Annotated in this window: 18 protein-coding genes; 3 read left to right on the top strand and 15 right to left on the bottom strand. The window is 63.2% G+C overall.

The window, feature by feature from the left end; genetic code table 11:
• Positions 1–5: 5 nt before the first annotated feature.
• The 4 genes from EL2594_RS13075 to wecC all read right to left on the bottom strand — a co-directional run bounded on the left by EL2594_RS13075 (position 6) and on the right by wecC (position 4,672).
• Entirely contained in the window at positions 6–1,130 is a 1,125-nt protein-coding gene (locus tag EL2594_RS13075; RefSeq protein ID WP_011415572.1) for a DegT/DnrJ/EryC1/StrS family aminotransferase, read from the bottom strand.
• Between the two features lie 12 nt (positions 1,131–1,142).
• Complete coding sequence (locus EL2594_RS13070) at positions 1,143–2,036, bottom strand: UDP-3-O-(R-3-hydroxymyristoyl)-glucosamine N-acyltransferase (RefSeq protein ID WP_011415571.1); 894 nt, start codon at positions 2,034–2,036, stop codon at positions 1,143–1,145.
• Positions 2,033–3,007 carry a Gfo/Idh/MocA family protein gene (locus EL2594_RS13065; protein ID WP_011415570.1) on the bottom strand — a complete coding sequence of 325 codons (975 nt, stop codon included), beginning with the start codon at positions 3,005–3,007 and terminating at the stop codon, positions 2,033–2,035. The genes EL2594_RS13070 and EL2594_RS13065 overlap by 4 nt, the downstream gene beginning before the upstream one ends.
• A gap of 345 nt (positions 3,008–3,352) precedes the next feature.
• Entirely contained in the window at positions 3,353–4,672 is a 1,320-nt protein-coding gene (wecC, locus tag EL2594_RS13060; RefSeq protein ID WP_049762514.1) for a UDP-N-acetyl-D-mannosamine dehydrogenase, read from the bottom strand.
• A gap of 142 nt (positions 4,673–4,814) precedes the next feature.
• Between wecC and EL2594_RS13055 the strand changes: the two genes are divergently transcribed.
• Positions 4,815–5,855, top strand: coding sequence for an SDR family NAD(P)-dependent oxidoreductase (locus EL2594_RS13055; protein WP_418904583.1), 1,041 nt, complete (start codon positions 4,815–4,817; stop codon positions 5,853–5,855).
• Between the two features lie 9 nt (positions 5,856–5,864).
• On the opposite strand, the gene wecB is transcribed toward EL2594_RS13055, so the two are convergent.
• The 9 genes from wecB to EL2594_RS13010 form a co-directional block, all read right to left on the bottom strand.
• Complete coding sequence (gene wecB / locus EL2594_RS13050; RefSeq protein WP_041686091.1) at positions 5,865–6,986, bottom strand: non-hydrolyzing UDP-N-acetylglucosamine 2-epimerase; 1,122 nt, start codon at positions 6,984–6,986, stop codon at positions 5,865–5,867.
• A 52-nt stretch (positions 6,987–7,038) separates the two neighbouring features.
• Positions 7,039–7,656, bottom strand: a complete 618-nt coding sequence (locus EL2594_RS13045; RefSeq protein ID WP_011415566.1) for a hypothetical protein — start codon at positions 7,654–7,656, stop codon at positions 7,039–7,041.
• Positions 7,657–7,754: 98 nt separating this feature from the next.
• Complete coding sequence (locus EL2594_RS13040) at positions 7,755–8,276, bottom strand: demethoxyubiquinone hydroxylase family protein (RefSeq protein WP_011415565.1); 522 nt, start codon at positions 8,274–8,276, stop codon at positions 7,755–7,757.
• Positions 8,273–8,770: a disulfide bond formation protein B gene (locus tag EL2594_RS13035; RefSeq protein WP_011415564.1), complete on the bottom strand. Its 498-nt coding sequence runs from the start codon at positions 8,768–8,770 to the stop codon at positions 8,273–8,275. The genes EL2594_RS13040 and EL2594_RS13035 overlap by 4 nt, the downstream gene beginning before the upstream one ends.
• A gap of 18 nt (positions 8,771–8,788) precedes the next feature.
• A complete protein-coding gene (locus tag EL2594_RS13030; protein WP_011415563.1) occupies positions 8,789–10,126 on the bottom strand; it encodes a S41 family peptidase in 1,338 nt (445 codons plus the stop codon).
• A gap of 133 nt (positions 10,127–10,259) precedes the next feature.
• Complete coding sequence (locus EL2594_RS13025; RefSeq protein WP_011415562.1) at positions 10,260–11,528, bottom strand: murein hydrolase activator EnvC family protein; 1,269 nt, start codon at positions 11,526–11,528, stop codon at positions 10,260–10,262.
• On the bottom strand, positions 11,497–11,919 hold the full coding sequence (locus EL2594_RS13020; RefSeq protein WP_011415561.1) for a 23S rRNA (pseudouridine(1915)-N(3))-methyltransferase RlmH: 423 nt from the start codon (positions 11,917–11,919) through the stop codon (positions 11,497–11,499). Before EL2594_RS13020 ends, EL2594_RS13025 begins: the two co-directional genes overlap by 32 nt.
• 150 nt (positions 11,920–12,069) lie before the next feature.
• Positions 12,070–12,432 carry a ribosome silencing factor gene (gene rsfS, locus EL2594_RS13015; protein ID WP_011415560.1) on the bottom strand — a complete coding sequence of 121 codons (363 nt, stop codon included), beginning with the start codon at positions 12,430–12,432 and terminating at the stop codon, positions 12,070–12,072.
• 135 nt (positions 12,433–12,567) lie between these two features.
• Entirely contained in the window at positions 12,568–13,227 is a 660-nt protein-coding gene (locus EL2594_RS13010; protein WP_011415559.1) for a nicotinate-nucleotide adenylyltransferase, read from the bottom strand.
• 308 nt (positions 13,228–13,535) lie between these two features.
• Between EL2594_RS13010 and EL2594_RS13005 the strand changes: the two genes are divergently transcribed.
• Together EL2594_RS13005 and EL2594_RS13000 are read left to right on the top strand one after the other, a co-directional pair.
• The gene (locus EL2594_RS13005) at positions 13,536–14,669 is read left to right on the top strand and encodes a M23 family metallopeptidase (protein WP_011415558.1); all 1,134 of its coding nucleotides are present in this window, start codon (positions 13,536–13,538) and stop codon (positions 14,667–14,669) included.
• On the top strand, positions 14,662–15,084 hold the full coding sequence (locus EL2594_RS13000; protein ID WP_011415557.1) for a bactofilin family protein: 423 nt from the start codon (positions 14,662–14,664) through the stop codon (positions 15,082–15,084). The genes EL2594_RS13005 and EL2594_RS13000 overlap by 8 nt, the downstream gene beginning before the upstream one ends.
• A 75-nt stretch (positions 15,085–15,159) precedes the next feature.
• On the opposite strand, the gene EL2594_RS12995 is transcribed toward EL2594_RS13000, so the two are convergent.
• Together EL2594_RS12995 and EL2594_RS12990 are read right to left on the bottom strand one after the other, a co-directional pair.
• Entirely contained in the window at positions 15,160–16,863 is a 1,704-nt protein-coding gene (locus EL2594_RS12995; protein WP_011415556.1) for a long-chain-fatty-acid--CoA ligase, read from the bottom strand.
• A 111-nt stretch (positions 16,864–16,974) separates the two neighbouring features.
• Entirely contained in the window at positions 16,975–17,703 is a 729-nt protein-coding gene (locus EL2594_RS12990; protein WP_011415555.1) for a DUF1013 domain-containing protein, read from the bottom strand.
• Positions 17,704–17,759: the final 56 nt, after the last annotated feature.

The raw sequence follows: 17,759 nt of genomic DNA, 5'->3' as shown, positions 1-17,759 counted from the left end.
TAAAATCAGGCGCGCACGGCCGAGATCACGGCGTCAACGACCTGGCTGGTTTCGTCGCTGGAAAGGTAGGGGTGCATGGGCAAGCTCAGCACGATTTCGGAGAGTCGCTCGGCCACCGGTAGCGAACCTTCGCCATCCCCGAACTCAAGGTAGGCTGGCTGCAGATGCATCGGGCGCGGATAATATACGTTGGCCGGCACGCCGGCATCCTTCAGCCGCTGCTGTACATCGTCGCGGTCTTCCACCTTGATCGTGTATTGCGCCCAAGCGAACCTTTCGTCCCCCTCGGCCAAAATCGGCGTCTGGACGTGATTGGCAAGGCCTTCGCTGTAAGAACGGGCCACTTCATGGCGCTTTTCCAGCTCATCGGCAAAAGCAGCCAGTTTGGGCAGGAGGATCGCCGCTTGCAGCGTGTCGAGACGGCTGTTCACACCGACACGGACAACATCGTATTTGGCAGCACCCTTACCGTGCAGGCAGATCGACTTCATCGCATCGGCCCATTCATCGTTGTCGGTGAACACGGCGCCGCCGTCACCATAGCAACCCAGCGGTTTGGCCGGGAAGAAGCTCGTGGTTGTAATATCGGCGAGGCCGGACCCTACCCGGCGGCCCTTGTAAGTCCCACCAAAACCCTGCGCGGCGTCGGAGATGAAGGCGAGGTCGTGCGTATCGGCAAGGCTGCGCGCTCGATCATAATCTACCGGCTGTCCGAACAGGTCGACCGTCATCAACGCTGCAGCACGATACTTTCCTTCCGCCTTGGTGCGCTCGATCGCTTTCTCCGCGCTGTCGAAGCATATGTTGAAGGTATCAGGATCGGAATCGACGAACACCGGCCGCGCGCCCAGGAGAAGAATAACCTCGGCCGTCGCAGTATATGTAAAGCTCGGCACGAAAACCGCGTCGCCCGGCCCGATGTCCAGCGCCATCAATGCCAGCTGCAAGGCATCCGTGCCGTTAGCGCAGGTGACTACGCGCTTCGCGCCGCAGAACTTGGCCAGCGCAGCCTCGAGTTCTTTTACTTCTGGGCCCTGGATGAAAGCCTGCCGATCGAGAACGTCGTCGATTCGCTGGCGTATTTCATCCTGCAGCTCCAGGTATTGCGATTTGAGATCGATGAATTGCATGTCTGATCCAGATTATCGGATGGAACGGATGTGATCGAGGAAACGATCGTGGGGAACGGCGAAATTGCCACTGACGATCGCGTCTTCGGCAAGATCGGTCGTGACAACTGCACCGATGTTGACGCGCGCTCGTGCGCCCAACACCAATCCGTTTTTCACGACACAAGATGGGCCCAGATAGGCTTCATCGCCGACAATCGTGCGGCCAAGCACATTGACGAGCGCGCAGATCTGGACCCGGCGTCCGATTTGCACGTCATGTGCGATGTAGACCAGATTGTCTGCCACCGTCTCTTCGCCTAGCGACGTGTGTCCGCCGAAAATGCCACGGGCGACCGTACAATTGGCGAGCATTTCGACATGCGGTCCAAGCCTTACACCACCCATTTGCGGAACGATCTTCAGCCTGCCACCGATGATCCCCGTGTTGAAGCCCGGCACACCCAGGGCAGTTCCGCTGTGGAGCACGCAGCCTTCGCCAACGTTCACCCCCGGCGTGATGGCGCAGTGCGGCCCGATCCAGGCATTGGGGCCGATTGTCACACCGTGATCGGCAATATGGGCAGACGGGTCGATCCGCGCGGAAGAGTCGATTTCGTTGGGCACCGACCGCAATTCTTGTGCGTGGTTTTCAGCCAGTCGGGCGTGAATTTCCGAATGCGCCGCGTCCGGATCGTCCGCCACAGCCACAGCCACATGTTCGCCCAACCTCTCGACGATCTCGGGCTTTGTGATGACCGCTGCGATTCGCGGATTTTTGCTGACCCCCACCGCATACTGCGCCGAGCGAAGCGGTACGCACAGGCCATCGAGAGGCGTCGACAGCTTGCCGGTAGTTTCGAACGACCCGTCACGCTCGACGCGCAGGCCGGCGATGCCAGCAAAGTCGGAAAGACGCCAAGTCATGCCTCTGCGGCTGCTTCCGCCGCATGCAGAAGACGCAGTACCGGAATGGCTTCTTCCGGTCCGGTGCGGCAGCCGTCGCCGCCGCGAACTGCGTCCAGAAAAGCAAGCATTTCGTTTTCCAGCGGCTCTTCCGCCGGCCAATTCACCGGTTCGCCGGGCCCCTTCGCGAACCGTGGCGTGGCTTCGCTGGTATCAACGTAGTCACGATAGATCACGAGCTTGCGATCGCGTTCGGCGGCCGTGTCCTCGAAGACCAGCGCGCCCTCTGTCCCGAGAACGGTCAACTTGTGTTCTTTGTAGGGCGACAGCCAGGATGCGACGACCTGCGCCGTAATGCCGCTCGGGAAACGTAACTGGACGAAGTACTGATCAGGGATGTTGGGGTTGACGACCCGGACCGGCAGGGTTGCGACCGAAATCGGTTCTTCGCCGGCCAGACCCAGCGTCATGGAAAAATCGTGCGGCCCCATGCTCCATAACGCGTTTTCCTCGGTTCGGATGGCACCTGGGTTCAATCGGTGCGAGGTGATGTGACGCACCTCGCCGATTGCGCCCTGATCGACCATTTGCTTCAGTGTCACGAACGCCGGATGGTATTGAAGGAGATGGCCGATCATCAACGGCAATCCCTTCTCGGCAGCAAGCGCTGCGACCTCCGAAGCTTCCGAAAGGTCGAGAGCAAGCGGTTTTTCTACATAAACCGGCTTGCCGGCTTCCAGCGCCAGTTTGGCGAGCCTGCCGTGGTCGACAGCCGGAGCGGCGATGGCGACGGCGTCGATTTCGTCCGCGAACGCCTGCGTCATGTCGGAAGTTACGCGCACGCCAAGCTCCGAAGCATAATCCGATAACGCGTCCGCCATGGGATCGACAATCAGTTCGAGAGCGCCCAGCCCGGCCAGGACGCGCGCAATGTTGCGGCCCCAACGTCCGCATCCGATCAGTGCAACCCGAGGTGTCGGTGCTTCGCTCACGTCATGCTTCCTGTTCCGGTTGCGGCCAAGCGCAATCGATTAGGACGCCGGACCGATATTCGTACTGATACTGCAAGATGATGACGTATTGCCTCGCCCGGCCCCGGCTTCCGCGGGGCATTCCGTTTGGTTGTCCAAACATGATCGGGCGGCGAAAATCACGCACATTGCAATTCGCCGGGGCCAGTAGGAAATTATTGACAGTATGGCAACACAGAGGGTCTGTTGCATCCCACGTGCCGGGCACCACGCAAACCTCGTCCTCGCTGCGCCGATGATCGATTGCGAAAGTAAAAGCGCCGCCACACTTGGGTGACCGACTTTAGCGATTTCTCGAGATGGGACTCAGGTACCTGTTCGTAGCAGTTTTGCCGGAACCCCGATCGCTTCCTGATCGGGCGCGCCGTGCCCGGGCCAAATGCCCCGCAAATCGTAAACGATCTTGTCGACGCGTTCGTCGAACGGCACTGCCTTGAACAAGTCGTGATTGACCAGGACGATCATGATCTCGCTTTGCTCAATGGCACTGTCGAGGTCGACAAGCGTGGCCCCGGTACCGTCGAACTCGGCGGGCAGCATGTTCGCATAGGGCTCTACGATACTCAGCCTGTCACCGAAGCGCTCGGCGAGCCGGGCCGCTACGTAACGAGCCGGGCTTTCGCGAAAATCGTCGACATTGGCTTTGAACGAAAGCCCGAGGCACGCGACACGTTTGTCGGGATGCGCCTCGATCAGCTGGGCGGCTCGCTCTGTGACGTGATGCATCTTGCGGTCGTTCACCTCGCGCCCTGTGCGGATCAGGACCGCCTCTTCGGGCGCGCCATGCACGATAAACCAGGGATCTACTGCAATGCAGTGTCCCCCTACGCCGGGGCCCGGCTCAAGGATATCGACCCTCGGATGACGGTTCGCCAGCCTGATTACTTCCCACACATCGAGCTTCATCGCCGCGGCAATCATCGACAGCTCGTTTGCGAATGCGATGTTGACGTCGCGATAGGCATTCTCGACCAGCTTGGTCATCTCGGCCGATTTGGCATCGGTCGCGATACAATCGCCCTTCACGAAGTGCTTGTAGAGAGAGATCGCCTTGCGCGCACAGCGCGGCGTGATGCCGCCGATGGATCGATCGTTATGAACCAGTTCTTCGATGATCCGGCCAGGGAGTACCCGTTCCGGGCAATAGGAGATTGCGATATCGGCAATGCCGTCGGAGAGACCGGGCATGGAGAGGTCCGGGCGCAGCCCAGCAAGCAAGTCGCGCATGGCATGGGTCGTGCCGACAGGACAGGTCGACTCCAGGATAATGCTGTCGCCTTTCTTGAGAACCGCAGCGATATCGGTCGCAGCGGCCATGACGTGAGACGTATCCGGCGTATGCTTGCCGTCTTTGGCGAACGGCGTCGGCACTGCGATGACGAAAACGTCGGCGGGCACGATGTGTGTGGACGCACGCAAGGCGCCGCGGCTGACAACGCCCTTCACCAGGCCGTCGAGGTCGACTTCCTCGATGTGGATAGCGCCGCGATTTATGGTGACGACGACCTCTTCGGAGATATCTACGCCGGTGACGGAGCATCCCGCCCGCGCCATCACCGCGGCAGTCGGAAGGCCGATATAGCCTAACCCGACAACACATACCTCAAGTGCGGACTCGTTACGCATTCAAAACCATCCCTCGTTAGGTTCGGTCTAATGGAAGTTCGCGAATTGCCTTCGCAGATCGGCGTAAACATAACGGTAACGACGTTGCGGCTCATTGTGGCCGACGGTCGATGAAAGGCATCAGCGATTTTTCGAAACTTCGATGCTAGAGAAGCTACTCGATCGATTCAGGGGCATGATGACAAAACGAATTCTCGTCACTGGCGCAGCAGGTTTCATCGGGGCGGCGCTGTGCGTCCGCCTCGCATCTGAAGGCCACCGAGTGTTCGGTATCGACAACCTGAACTCCTATTACGATCCGCAACTCAAGCGCGACCGGTTGTCGGAAATCGAGGCAATTGCCGGGGAGGCCTTTACTTTCAGCCAGTGCGATTTTGCCGACAGAGCTTCTTTCGCAAACTGTCTGGCGGACTTGGATATCTCGCGAATCGCCCACCTCGGAGCGCAACCCGGTGTCCGCTACTCGCTCGAGAATCCCCACGCCTATATCGAGGCGAACATCGTTGGGCACCTCAACATGCTGGAGTTTGCCCGAGAGCGGCAGGTCGAACATCTTGTCTACGCCAGTTCCAGCTCGGTCTATGGCGGCAATGAGAAAGTGCCCTTCTCCGTGGATGATCGCGTCGATCACCCTTTCTCGCTCTACGCCGCGACCAAGAAGGCAGACGAGTTGATGAGTGAAACCTACGCTCATCTCTACCGCATCCCCCAAACCGGTCTTCGCTTTTTCACTGTTTACGGGCCTTGGGGACGGCCCGATATGATGCCGTGGATATTCACCGCGAAGATCCTGCGCGGCGAGCCGATCCCCGTCTTCAACCATGGGAAGATGCAGCGAGACTTTACCTTTATCGACGATATCGTGTCTGGCATTGTCGCTTGCCTTGGCAGCCCTCCTGCCGACGACGGAACGCTGAAGCCTGGTGGCAGCACCAAGCCCCATGCAATTTATAACATCGGCAACAATCGACCCGAACAGCTTTTGGATGTCATCGCCATCATTGAGCGGGCGTGCGGACGCAAGGCGGAGATCGAAATGCTACCGATGCAAAAAGGCGACGTGCCCCGCACATATGCCGATATCGAGGCGATGGAGCGCGATCACGGCTATTCGCCCACTACGCCAGTCGATGTCGGTTTTCCGCGGTTTGTCGAGTGGTTCAAATCTTATCACGGGATCTGATAGTGCCGCTCAGCGCGCCAGCAGGTCCGCGATGCGCGCTGCGGATTTGCCGTCGCCGAAGGGATTGTGCGCCCGCGCCATGGCGGCGTAGGCGGAATCGTCGTCGAGCAAGCGCGTGACTTCGGCAACGATAGCATCTTCGTCGGTGCCAACCAGCCGCGCGGTGCCCGCTTCGACGCCTTCGGGGCGTTCCGTCGTTTCGCGCATGACCAGGACCGGCTTGCCCAGCGCTGGCGCCTCTTCCTGCACGCCGCCACTGTCGGTCAGCATCAGCGTGCAGATGTCGAGCAGCCGCGCAAAATGCGGGTAGTCGAGCGGCTCGAGCAAAGCGATATTGTCGAAGCCCGCCAGTTCCTCGTTCATGATCGCGCGGACATTGGGATTGAGATGCACCGGAAAGATAAGCGCTACGTCTTCGCGCGCGGCCAGGCGCTTGATCGCATTGGCGATTCCCCGCATGCCATCGCCGAAATTCTCCCGGCGGTGTGAGGTCACGCCGATGATCCGCTTGCCGGCGAAACGCGCTTCGACCTCGGCGAGATCGGCCACAAGCGCCGGCGTTTTCGCCACTTTAGTGGTGATCCAGTGTAGCGCGTCGATCACCGTGTTGCCGGTGACATGGATCGCGTCCGGAACGACATTCTCCGCGCGCAGCGACGCCGCCGAGGTTTCAGTCGGCGCCGCGTGCAGCTTGGCCAGCGTGCCGATGACCTTGCGGTTCACCTCCTCGGGGAAGGGATGATAGATGTCGCCGCTGCGGAGACCCGCTTCGATATGGCAGACATCGATCTGGCGAAAATAGGCCGCAAGCGCGCCGCACATGGCGGTCGCGGTATCGCCCTGCACCACGACCCAGTCGGGCCGTTCGCGATCCAACACTTCGCCGATCCCGGTCAGTAGACGGGCAGTCAGCGCGTCGAGCGACTGGTTGGGCTGCATGACATCGAGGTCGTGATGCGGCGCGATGCCTGCGATCTCCAGCACCTGGTCGAGCATGCCGCGATGCTGTCCGGAAACGAGCACGCGGCTGTCGAACCGCAGGTCGGCGTCCAGCGCGTGAACCAGCGGAAACAACTTGATCGCTTCGGGACGCGTGCCGAAGACAGTGACGATTTTGCGCGTGCCGCTCATGATCAGCGCCATTAACCAAAAGAAGTTAAGCGCTGCCTAGCCTTGGAGCGAATTATTGCTCCGGCGGGCGATCGAGACCGGAAGCGTCTTCGCTGCCATCGTCGGCGGCTTGCGGGTCAGGCAGCGGCGGATCGCCTTCGGCCCCGGTCTCGCCGGCACGCTCGCGCTCAAGCCGTTCCATATATTCGCGTTCGATCGCTTCGACACGCTCCTGCTCGGCAGCCGCCTCTTCGTCGATCTGCGACAGGCGTTCGGCCCGCGCGGCTTCGATCAGGCGGCTGAAGCGCACCGCGGAACCTTCCGCGCGTGCATCGTAATAGGCATCGATCAATTCCTTGGTGCAGCCGGTAAAGCCGGCCGCGCCGCTCGGCGAGCACGAAAAGGCCCCCGTGGGATCAATAAACTCCAGACTTTCGACCCGGCGCGCCCATGCGGTATTCGCCGGATCGTCGCTGAAGCGCAAGCTTTCCGGGATACGATAGCGCTCATCCTCCGGCAGGCGGGCGACGACGCAGATCGTTCCTGCCGGGCAGTCCGGCGCGGCATCCTCACCATAGACGATCGCGGTCTGGACGTTGTCCGGGATCGCTTCGTCCGCGTCCTGCGCAACCAGGGGCGCAGCGACAAGAGCCAACACGGTAAGGCCAAGCGGGAAAGCAAATGATTTCATGGGGCTGGTCCGTCGGTAGGAAAGCGTTGGCAGCACCATCGCCGCCAGGCGGTGAACTCTATATGAAGCGTGGGGCACGCGCAAAGCAGCGATGCAGGTCAGACACGTTCGCTAACCTTGATCGCCGCGCGGCAGCCGAGCCGGATCAGGCCGGAAAGGACCGGATAGGCGGGCGCCCTCTCGGCCCCCATTTCCAGCGCCGCGTCACGGTGTTCGCGCTCGTCTTCACGAAACTCGCGGATCATCTCCGCCAATTCGGGGTCGTCGCCGCTCTCTTCCAGCGCATCGAGCTGGTCGGAATAATGCTTGTCGATCTCGGTCTCGACCGCCGCGGTGCAGGCCATCGCCGCCTCGGGGCCAAGCAGGGCGGTTCCTGCGCCCAGTGCGTAGCCGGCGAAGGACCAGAACGGCTGCAGAGCGGTCGGCCTGACGCCGCGCCGGGCCATCAGCGCATCGAACTTTTCGCGATGCCCCTCTTCCTGTTGCGCCATAGCGGCAATCTCGCCCGAATGCGGTCCGCGATTGCCCATCACCGCGAGCTGGCCTTCGTAAATTCGGGTTGCCCCGAATTCCCCGGCCTGGTCGACGCGGATCATGCGGGCGATATCGGGCTTGCTCATGCGGCGGCGATTCCCTGGTCTGCTTCAGTGTCGTTCCTCGCGAGGAGGAACAGGATCACCAGACCAACGAGGGTCGAGATGACAAAGTTCCAGCCTGCCAGCGAGATCCCGAGGAAGCTCCACGGCGCGACGTCGCAGCGGACGATCGGCGCGTTCATGATCGCTTCGAGCGGATCGCCGCCCGCTTCGATGGCGGCGGTGCAGGCGGTAATCCCTTGCCACCAGCCATATTCGACTCCGGCATGAAAAGCGCCGATGGCCCCGGAGACCAAGATTGCGATGGCGGCCAGCGCGATCCAGAAAGTGTTCGGCCGGAAGAACGAGGCGAGCAAGCCGAAGCCGAGCGCCGCGAAATGCGGCCAGCGCTGCCACCAGCACATTTCGCACGGATAGAGTCCGAACGCGAATTCGCCGATATAGGCTCCGCCAAGCAGCAGCGCCGGAATGGCGAGCGCAAGCTGGCGGGCCAGCTTCTGGGAAGCCGTTTCGGTCATGCCCTTTTTATGGTGGGCCTAGCGTCGCAGCGCAACCGCGCTCGGCGTAGTGCGGCGCAGCGTTTCCAGCGCGTAGTGAAGCTGGAAATCCTCCACGCCCTGCTCCTTCAACTCGTCGGCGGTCAGCTTGAAGCGCGGATCGGCGAGGTTGTCTTCGACCAGTTCCTCGTCCTTCAGCCCGGCTTCGTTGATGAGCTTGTTGCGCAGGTCGGATTCGCGCAGCTGGTATTTGCGGCGTTTTTCCCAGTCCGGGTCGGACAGCTGCGGGACGGCGATATCGGGCTTGATGCCGCCTTCCTGCACCGACTTGCCCGACGGCGTGTAATATCGCGCCGTGGTCAGCTTGAGCGCGGCATCGCGACCCAGCGGCAGCAGCGACTGGACGCTGCCCTTGCCGAAGCTGCGCTCGCCCATCACCACCGCGCGGCGGTGATCCTGCAGCGCACCAGCGACGATCTCCGACGCCGACGCCGAGCCGGCATCGATCAGCACGATCATCGGAATGTCATCGGCGATTTCGCCGCGATAGACCGATTCCGCTTCGTAGAGCAGCGATTCGCCGCGCGCGCGGCCGCGCTGGGATACGATAGCGCCGTCGCTGAGGAACAGGTCCGACAGTTCGACCGCTTCGTCGAGCGAGCCGCCGGGGTTGGAGCGCAGATCGAGCACCAGGCCGTTGACCCGGCCGGCTGCCTCGCGCTGGATACCCTGCCATGCCCTGAAGACGTCCTGCCCGACATCGCGGGAAAATTCGTTAACCGTAATGACACCGATATTGCCGGCCTGCACTTCGAAAGTGACCGGCTCCAGCTCGATCACGCCGCGCGTGACGGACACGTCAAAGGGTTCATCGCGACCGGGGCGGAAAATCGTCAGGCGGATCGAAGTGCCGGCGATACCGCGCATGCGCTGGACCGCTTCATCGAGGTCGCCGCCATAGATAAGCTCGCCATCCAGGTGTGTGATATAGTCACCCGCCTTGATGCCGACTTCGTCCGCCGGGCTGCCGCGGAACGGGCTGATGACCTTGACCGCGCCGTCTTCCATGACGACCGAAAGGCCGAGGCCCGAATAATTGCCGTCGATCATGGTTTCGAGGCGCTGCAGGTCGCTGCCGTCGAGATAGGCGGAATGCGGATCGAGCGCGGCCAGCATGCCGTCGATCGCGCCGCGGATAAGCTTCTCGTCCTCGACCGGCTCGACATAGCTCGCCTTGATCCGCTGGTAGGTGGCGAACAGCTTGGCGAATTCCGGGCCCGCCCGGCCATCGACCTGGGCAAAGGTTGCCGTGGTTGCCGGGATCATGGCGACGGCGGTGACAAGAGCGGCAGAGCGCAACAATTCGGCAATTTTCATGCGGATTTCTCTCTCAGAACTAAGCCTGTGTATCGCGCAGAACGCCTTAACGCCAGATGATGCAGGGTCGTTCGTCCCGCTGCGGGGCAACGCCGGTCGAAAGACTTACCGGTAGGGAGGGCCGAGGAGGTCGCTAGCCGATGAAATCGAGCGGATTGACGGGGGTTCCGTCGCGGCGCAGTTCGAGCGTGACCGCAGGCTCGTCGACGGCGGCAACGCCGAGCGGTGCCCCGCCCACCAGTTCCTCGCCGACATCAACATCGCTGCGGGCGAGGCCGGTGACGAGGCTGGTCCAGCCCGCGCCGTGATCGATGATGACGATGCGACCGAATCCGCGATAGGGGCCCGCGAACACGACGCGCCCTGCTGCCGGGGCGATCACCTGCGCGCCAGCCCGCGGTGCCAGCGTCAGGCCTTCGCTGCGAATGCCGCTGTCCGCAACCGAACCAAAACCCGCAACGGTCCGACCGGTGACGGGCAACTGCAGCCCTCTTGGCGCGAGTCCGGCGGCGGCGGAGGCGGAGCCGCTCGGGGCAGGCGCAACGCGCGCGGCGGTTGGCGAGCGCGGGCGGATCAGCGGGCCCGGCAGCGCTGCCAGTTCGTCACGGAGCGAACCTGCTTCGGCCAGCCGGTCAATCAGGCCATTGAGGTCGCGCGCTTCCTCGGCCAGCGCCAGCGCTCGCTCGTTCTCGCGAGCAGCGGCACCGCTGCGGGCGCGTGATTCGATGCGCTGGCGGGTTTCCAGCGCGGCGAGTCGCTGGCGGCGGGCGTCGAGTTCGTCCTGCTGTGCGCGCTGGCTGGCGAGCGCGCGCTGCGCTTCGGCTTCGAGGGCGCGCCCGCGATCGATTTCGCTGCGCAGGGCAGTGGTCCGCCGCCTAACCTGTGGCACCGTCGTTTCCAGCATCGCGCGCAGGTAGACGGTCTCACGCAAGGACCCCGGCTTCAGGATCGACAGGCCGAGCGGGCGGCGGGCGAATTTCTGCAGCGCGCCGGTCAGCCGGACCATCGGCTCGCGGCGGTCGGCGAGCCTGCGCACCAGTTGCCGCCGCTGCTGTTCGATCAGCGCGACCCGGCCTTCGGCGGCAGCGATCTGCGCTTCGGATTGCTGGATTCGTGCAGCCAGCGCCGCGGCTTCCTGCGCGGTTTTCTCCGCGGCGTCGGTGGCTTCGCGCGCCCGGGTTTCGAGGGCCTCCCCACGCTCGGCAGCCTCTGCCGCTTCGGCCCGCGCACGCTCCATCGCCGCGCGGATTTGGTCGGGATCGCCCAATCCGCCATCCGCCTGCGCCACAAGGCCCGGCGCCAGCGCCGCGACACCCACCAAGGCGAGCAGTCCGAGCAGCAACAGGAGCAGGCGCGAGATCATGATGCCGTCACCCTGCCCGATGATAGGGATGGCCTGCAAGGATGCTGGTCGCCCGGTACAGCTGTTCCATCAGCATCGCCCGCGCCAGCAGATGCGGCCAGGTCGCCGAGCCGAAGGCCAGCAAGAGGTCGGCCTCCGCTCGTTCCTCCTGTGCATGCCCGTCCGCCGCGCCCAGCACGAAGCGCGTTTCGCGCATCCCGTCATCGCGCCAGCGCTCCAGCTGCCTAGCCAACCGATGGGAGGACAGGTCCTTGCCGCGCTCATCGAGCAGCACGGTCTTGAATGGGGTCTGCGGATCGGGGATGCGTCCCCCGGTTTCCGGCAATTCTGTCAGTTTCACCGGCCAGGTCAGGCGTTTCTCGTAACGCGTGACCAGCTCCTCCTCCGGCGAGCGGGCGATCTTGCCACGTGCGATGATGTGGAGGAGCATTTTGTTTGGGCCTCAAGCGCCGGCGGCTGCATCCGCAGCCTTGGCTATCCTCGCTCACGCGACCTTCGGTCGCATCCCTGCGGGCGGGCGGTCGCCCTTGCGGTTCGCTGGTCGCGAACCGTGCTCCGCGAAATTTCCTGTTTCGTCGCGCTAAGCGTTTCCTGCGGCGGCGGGCGGCGCTTCGCCGAAGGCCCACATGCGTTCGAGATTGTAGAAGCTGCGCACTTCGGGGCGGAACAGGTGCACAACGACATCGCCCGCATCGACCAGCACCCAATCGGCTGCGGGCAATCCTTCGAGCCGGACGGGGCCGTGCCCGGCCTGCTTGATCTTTTCCGACAGCTTCTGCGCGATCGATGCGACCTGCCGGGTGGAGCGGCCCGAGGCAATAATCAAGTGATCGGCGATCGAGGAGCGGCCCTCGAGCGGGATCGAGACGATTTCCTGCGCCTGGTCCTCGTCGAGCTGCTCTAGCACCAGAGCGTGCAGCGAGCCGGGTTCGGCATCAGCCATGGGAGACATGAGGCCGTGGTCGGACGTGATGGATTGCGCCGGTGTCATGGGCGAATTGGATACTCCTGTCATGATGCGTAGGTAGGAAGCGACCGAGCCGTTTGCGAGTCTTGCCGGGGTATGCGCCTGGATCGATCATGCAGGGGGCTCACGCTCCCCGAAAATGGACCGATGCGTGACCTGGTCGAACAGCAATCCGGAACGATACCGGCTCGGCCAGTCCGGGTCGGCGCGGCGGATGGCCGTGGCCGAGCGTGAATCCGGATCGAAACGCAATGTCACCAGGGTCGGTGCGCTCCATCTGCCCCGGCTGCGAAATTCGGCGGCTGAGGTACGATGCCCCCGCAGCCACGCCATTGCGGGGCTTGCAATGGCATCCTTATCATAACCCGGCCTGGCGACGACTGCAATCGGCATCGTCCTCGCAATGTCGCGCCAGGCCTTCCATCTGTGGAATGTCGCCAGGTTGTCAGCCCCCATCAGCCACACGAACTCGCGGCGTGGATAGCGTCCCCGCAGCGTGCGCAGGGTGTCGACGGTGTAGCGCGTACCCAATTGGGCTTCGATCGCCGTCACACGGATCGGGGCGCGGCGGGCCTGCTCAAGCGCTGAACGATAGCGCGCTTCGTGCGATGCCATGCCGTCCGCAGATTTGAGCGGATTACCCGGCGAGACGAGCCACCACACTTCATCGAGGCGTAGCGCCTGCAGCGCAAAGAGCGAGATGCGCCGGTGCCCGCCGTGGGCAGGGTTGAAGCTGCCGCCGAGAAGCCCTGTGCGGATGGTCGCGCTCAATCTGCGACACACTTCGAGACGGTCAGGGTTCGCACGCGAAATGCTGTATTCGCTTCCGGCGAATCTTCCAACCGCACGATTGTTGTAGATTCCCGACAGTTTTGGGAGCACTGACGGTGTAGAACGATCCGAAGTTCGCAATGTTCCTGCAGTTCGTCGCGCGACTCGCCCGACTCACCGGTTACAAATAATACCGGATTCGACCTGCACCGATTCGCTTGCTAGCGCCCCGGCGGGATCAAGAAAACAGACCGAAAAGCGGGGTCGCTTTGCAAAAATCACTCTCAACCGGCGGGTTTGCCGCGCGCGTGGCAAACTGGTTTCCGGATCGCGAGTTCTTCATGCGCTCGCAAGGACAAGTCCGTTTCATCAAGGTATCGTCGCGCCTGCAGAAGATGGCGGCCACCGCCGTCGTGGCTGCGTTGCTGGTGTGGATCGTCAGCATGGGCGTGATGAGCTTCCTGCAATATCGCGCACAGGCCGACCGGCTCTCTTTGCTCGAGCGCGAGGCGGAAGTCGCCACGGCGCAAGACCGGGTCGACGCGTATCGCGACGACCTCGGTGCCGTAACCGAAGACCTGCAAAAGCGGCAGGAATTTCTCGAAGCCATGGCTGCCGCCATCCCCGACGATGTGAAGGCGGAAGAAGGCGACACCGTCACCGACAGCACGACCGAAGCCGCCGCGACGATCGACAAGGTCAGCGCGTCGATCCCCGAAGCCGCTGCGCTCGCCGAGCTCGAAGCGCGCCAGATCGCTTTCGTGGAGAAACTGACCCGCTTCGCAGATCGCCGCGCCCTTCGGGCCGAGCGCGCTCTGCGCCAGCTCGGCCTCAACCCGCAATCGATGCTGCGCGGCGCCGAACGCGAAGCGATGGGTGGTCCGCTCGAACTGCTTGCCACCAGCGCAAGTGGCGAGATCGACCCGCGCTTCGAGCGGCTCGGCCTGAGCCTGGCGCGCATGTCCGCTCTCGAACGCGGTCTCGACGCAGTGCCGCAGTTCACCCCGACCAATGTCGGCCAGACCAGCATTTCCTCGGGCTACGGCTATCGCCGCGACCCGTTCAACGGCGGTGGTGCAATGCATTCCGGGCTCGATTTCAAAGGTCCGAACGGCGCACCGATCTACGCCGCTGCCAAGGGCACCGTCAGCTACGTCGGCTGGAAGTCGGGCTATGGCAAGACCGTGGAGATCGATCACGGCAACGGCCTGATGACCCGCTACGCCCACATGTCGCGCTTCGTTGCAAAGCGCGGCCAGAAGGTCGATGCGGGGTCGCCCATCGGCGCGATCGGCAGCACCGGCCGCTCGACCGGCCCGCACCTGCACTTCGAAGTGCGCATCAACGAGCGCGCGGTCAATCCGCGCCCCTTCCTGGAGGCAGCCCCCAATGTTCTCAAAGAAGCCCGCCGAGCCGGCACCGAGGCCGACACCAATGGCTAAGAGCCCCAATTCCTCCGGCAGCTTCTCTGTCATCGGCGGGGACGTGACCATCACCGGCAATATCAGCGCCTCGACCGAATTGCATGTCGATGGCACCATCGACGGCGACATTTCCTGCTCCTCGCTGGTGCAGGGCGAAACGTCGACGGTGAACGGTGCGATCAAGGCCGAGAATGCACGGCTGGCCGGTACCGTGGACGGATCGATCGACGCCCGCGAACTCGTGATCCTGCGCACCGCTACGATCAAGGGCGACGTGCATTACGATGCGCTGACCATCGAACAGGGCGCCTCGGTCGACGGGCGCTTCGCCCCGCGCGGCCATGGCAAGACGCCGGTCGCACCGCCCGTGGCCGAGCGCAAAGCCGACGAAGTCAAGCCTCGCGAGGGGCTGGCGATCGCCAACGCCCAGTAATCGCTTGCTTCAAAGCAAAGTTGCGGCGCGGAGCGATCCGCACCCTTTTTCGTGCCCCTTGCAGCAAAGAGCGGTCTATCCGAGAACTTCCGCCCTTAGCGCCTTGCGGTCGAGCTTCCCGATCAGCGTCTTGGGCAGTTCCTCGCGGATGACGACGCTGTCGACCCGTTCATGCTTGCCGACCCGTGCGTTGAGCCAGGACCGCAACGCATCGCCGCCGATATCGGCATCGCCCGCCAGCGTGACATAGGCGCGCGGCTTTTCGCCGGTGTAATCGTCCGGCACGCCGATCACGAGCGCTTCCCTGACCGCTTGGTGTTCGAGGATGACGTCTTCGACCACGCTCGGAAAGACCTTGAAGCCGCCGACCGCGATCATGTCCTTGATCCGGTCGACGATCGACAGGAACCCGTCTTCGTCGATCTCCGCGACATCGCCGGTCCGCAGCCAGCGCTTGCCATGGTGTTCGACGAACACATCGGCCTCGGTTTCGGGCCGGTTCCAATACCCGCGCATGACCTGCGGGCCGTGGATCGCCAGTTCGCCCGGTTCACCCTCCGGCGCGAGTACGGTGGGGTCTTCCTTGTCGAGCAACAGCACTTCGGTGCCTGCCACGACCTGCCCGATCGTGCCGCGTTTGCGCGTACCTTCGTAAGGATTGACCGAGACGACGCCGGCGCTTTCGGTCAGGCCGTAGCCCTCGACCAGCCGCACCCCGGTGGCCTCTTCGAACCTGGCATGGACCGGCGCCGGCATCGGTGCGCCGCCCGAAATGCAGACCTTTAGCGAGGAAAGGTCGGTCTTCGCGAGGTCGGGATGGTCGAGCATGGCCTGGAACATGGTCGGCACGCCGGGGAAGCCGGTCGCGCGGTGCTTCTGTATCGTGTGCAGCACCTGCTTCGTGTCGAAACGCGGCACCATGGCGATCGAAGCGCCGCTCGCCACTGCATGGTTAAGCAGCGCGGTATTGGCGAAAACGTGAAAAAAAGGCAGCGCGCCCATGAACACTTCCGCGCTGGGGTCTGCGTAAGGATTGATCGCTGCGACCTGCTGCGCGTTCACCGCCAGCTGGCTGTGGCCGAGCATCGCCCCCTTGGGTCGTCCGGTCGTGCCACCGGTATATTGCAGCAGCGCCAGATCTTGCTCAGCATCGAGATCGGGCAGGTCCGGTTCGCGTCCGTCGAGAAACAAGGCCCAGTTCCAGTCGGCCTGTACCGACGACCATCGGCGCACGGGATCGCCGAGCTCGCCATAGGGCACCGATGCGATCTGGCTGCGCTTGAACAGCCGGAGCGCAATACCCTTGAGACGCGGCAGCATTTCGGCGAGCGAACCGACCACGAGCGTTTCGAGATCGGAGCCCTCAAGGACTTTCTCGGCAGTGGCGTAAAGCTCGGGGACATCGACCGTCACCAGCAGCCGCGTACCGCTGTCGCCGACCTGCCAGGCCAGCTCCTCGACCGTATAGAGCGGCGAGAAATTGACGACGATCGCGCCCGCCATCATCGCGCCGTAGTAGGCCGATGCGTAGATCGGGACATTGGGCAGGAACAGCCCGACGCGGTCGCCCTTGGCGATCCCCATCTCGACCAGTCCGGCGGCAAAACGGCGCGCCTCGGTGTAGATTTCGCGATAGCTGTAGGTGCGCCCGAGGAAATGGAGAAACGGTGCCTCGGGCTTGCGAGCGGTCGCCCGCTCCAGCAGTTCGGGCAGCGTCATCTGCGGGAACTGCGTGTCCCACGGCGCGGGGTGATGATAGGCGACCTTACTGACATCCATGTCAATGGAATGACGGCAAAGCCCGCCTCTCGCAAGGCGAAAGACGGGCTTGCCGTGATTATCCGATTGAATGCGCGATACGCGCAGCAGGTCCAGATGGACGCGGCGCGATTATGCGGGCGTTTCGCCGCCGCTTTCCTCGCCAGCTTCCTCTTCCGCGCGCTTGTTTTCCAGCCACGCGGCAGCTTCGGCTTCCTGCGCTGCTTCGGCGGCGGCCTTTTCGGCGGCCTGGCGCTCGGCGCGCAATTCCTCGATCAGCTTGTCCTTGTCGCTCGCACCTTCGGCAACCGGAGCGGCTTCGCCCTCGGTCACGCCGGCCTTCTTCGCGGCCTTGGCGACCACGGCATCGAGCTCGCGCTGCGAACACAGGCCGAGAGTGACCGGATCTTTCGGCTGGATGTTCTGGATGTTCCAGTGGGTACGGTCGCGGATGGCACCGATCGTGTTGCGGGTGGTGCCGATCAGCTTGCCGATCTGCGCGTCGGAGATTTCGGGGTGATTGCGCAGGATCCATGCGATCCCGTCGGGCTTGTCCTGTCGCTTCGATACCGGCGTATAGCGCGGGCCCTTGGTGCGGGTAACTTCGAGCGGAGCTTTCTGCATTACCAGTTGATAGCTGCTGTCCGCCTCGCCCTTGTGGATTTCGTCCTGCGTCAGTTCGCCGGCATGGACCGGGTCGCGGCCGGTATATTTGGAACCGGCCAGATCGTCCGCCATGGCCTGGACCTCAAGGATGTGCAGGCCGCAGAACTCGGCGATCTGCTCGAAGGAAAGGCCGGTGTTGTCGACCAGCCAGGTGGCGGTCGCATGCGGCATCAGCGGTTTGGGTTGGTCGGCCATGTCTACCTCTTGAAAATAGAAGGGCCGCCCCTTCCGGAGCGGCCGCTTGCCGGATC

This window comes from Erythrobacter litoralis HTCC2594 (assembly GCF_000013005.1).
GTDB lineage: Bacteria > Pseudomonadota > Alphaproteobacteria > Sphingomonadales > Sphingomonadaceae > Parerythrobacter > Parerythrobacter litoralis_A.
This window is presented reverse-complemented; position numbering and strand designations above follow the sequence as displayed.

What these genes read in the sequence shown, in the direction of transcription:
- EL2594_RS13075 (WP_011415572.1), bottom strand. Translation starts at nt 1,130, where the DNA reads ATGCAATTCATCGATCTCAAATCGCAATACCTGGAGCTGCAGGATGAA.
- EL2594_RS13070 (WP_011415571.1), bottom strand. Translation starts at nt 2,036, where the DNA reads ATGACTTGGCGTCTTTCCGACTTTGCTGGCATCGCCGGCCTGCGCGTC.
- wecC (WP_049762514.1), bottom strand. Translation starts at nt 4,672, where the DNA reads ATGCGTAACGAGTCCGCACTTGAGGTATGTGTTGTCGGGTTAGGCTAT.
- EL2594_RS13055 (WP_418904583.1), top strand. Translation starts at nt 4,815, where the DNA reads ATGCTAGAGAAGCTACTCGATCGATTCAGGGGCATGATGACAAAACGA.
- wecB (WP_041686091.1), bottom strand. Translation starts at nt 6,986, where the DNA reads ATGAGCGGCACGCGCAAAATCGTCACTGTCTTCGGCACGCGTCCCGAA.
- EL2594_RS13045 (WP_011415566.1), bottom strand. Translation starts at nt 7,656, where the DNA reads ATGAAATCATTTGCTTTCCCGCTTGGCCTTACCGTGTTGGCTCTTGTC.
- EL2594_RS13040 (WP_011415565.1), bottom strand. Translation starts at nt 8,276, where the DNA reads ATGAGCAAGCCCGATATCGCCCGCATGATCCGCGTCGACCAGGCCGGG.
- EL2594_RS13035 (WP_011415564.1), bottom strand. Translation starts at nt 8,770, where the DNA reads ATGACCGAAACGGCTTCCCAGAAGCTGGCCCGCCAGCTTGCGCTCGCC.
- EL2594_RS13030 (WP_011415563.1), bottom strand. Translation starts at nt 10,126, where the DNA reads ATGAAAATTGCCGAATTGTTGCGCTCTGCCGCTCTTGTCACCGCCGTC.
- EL2594_RS13020 (WP_011415561.1), bottom strand. Translation starts at nt 11,919, where the DNA reads ATGCTCCTCCACATCATCGCACGTGGCAAGATCGCCCGCTCGCCGGAG.
- rsfS (WP_011415560.1), bottom strand. Translation starts at nt 12,432, where the DNA reads ATGGCTGATGCCGAACCCGGCTCGCTGCACGCTCTGGTGCTAGAGCAG.
- EL2594_RS13000 (WP_011415557.1), top strand. Translation starts at nt 14,662, where the DNA reads ATGGCTAAGAGCCCCAATTCCTCCGGCAGCTTCTCTGTCATCGGCGGG.
- EL2594_RS12995 (WP_011415556.1), bottom strand. Translation starts at nt 16,863, where the DNA reads ATGGATGTCAGTAAGGTCGCCTATCATCACCCCGCGCCGTGGGACACG.
- EL2594_RS12990 (WP_011415555.1), bottom strand. Translation starts at nt 17,703, where the DNA reads ATGGCCGACCAACCCAAACCGCTGATGCCGCATGCGACCGCCACCTGG.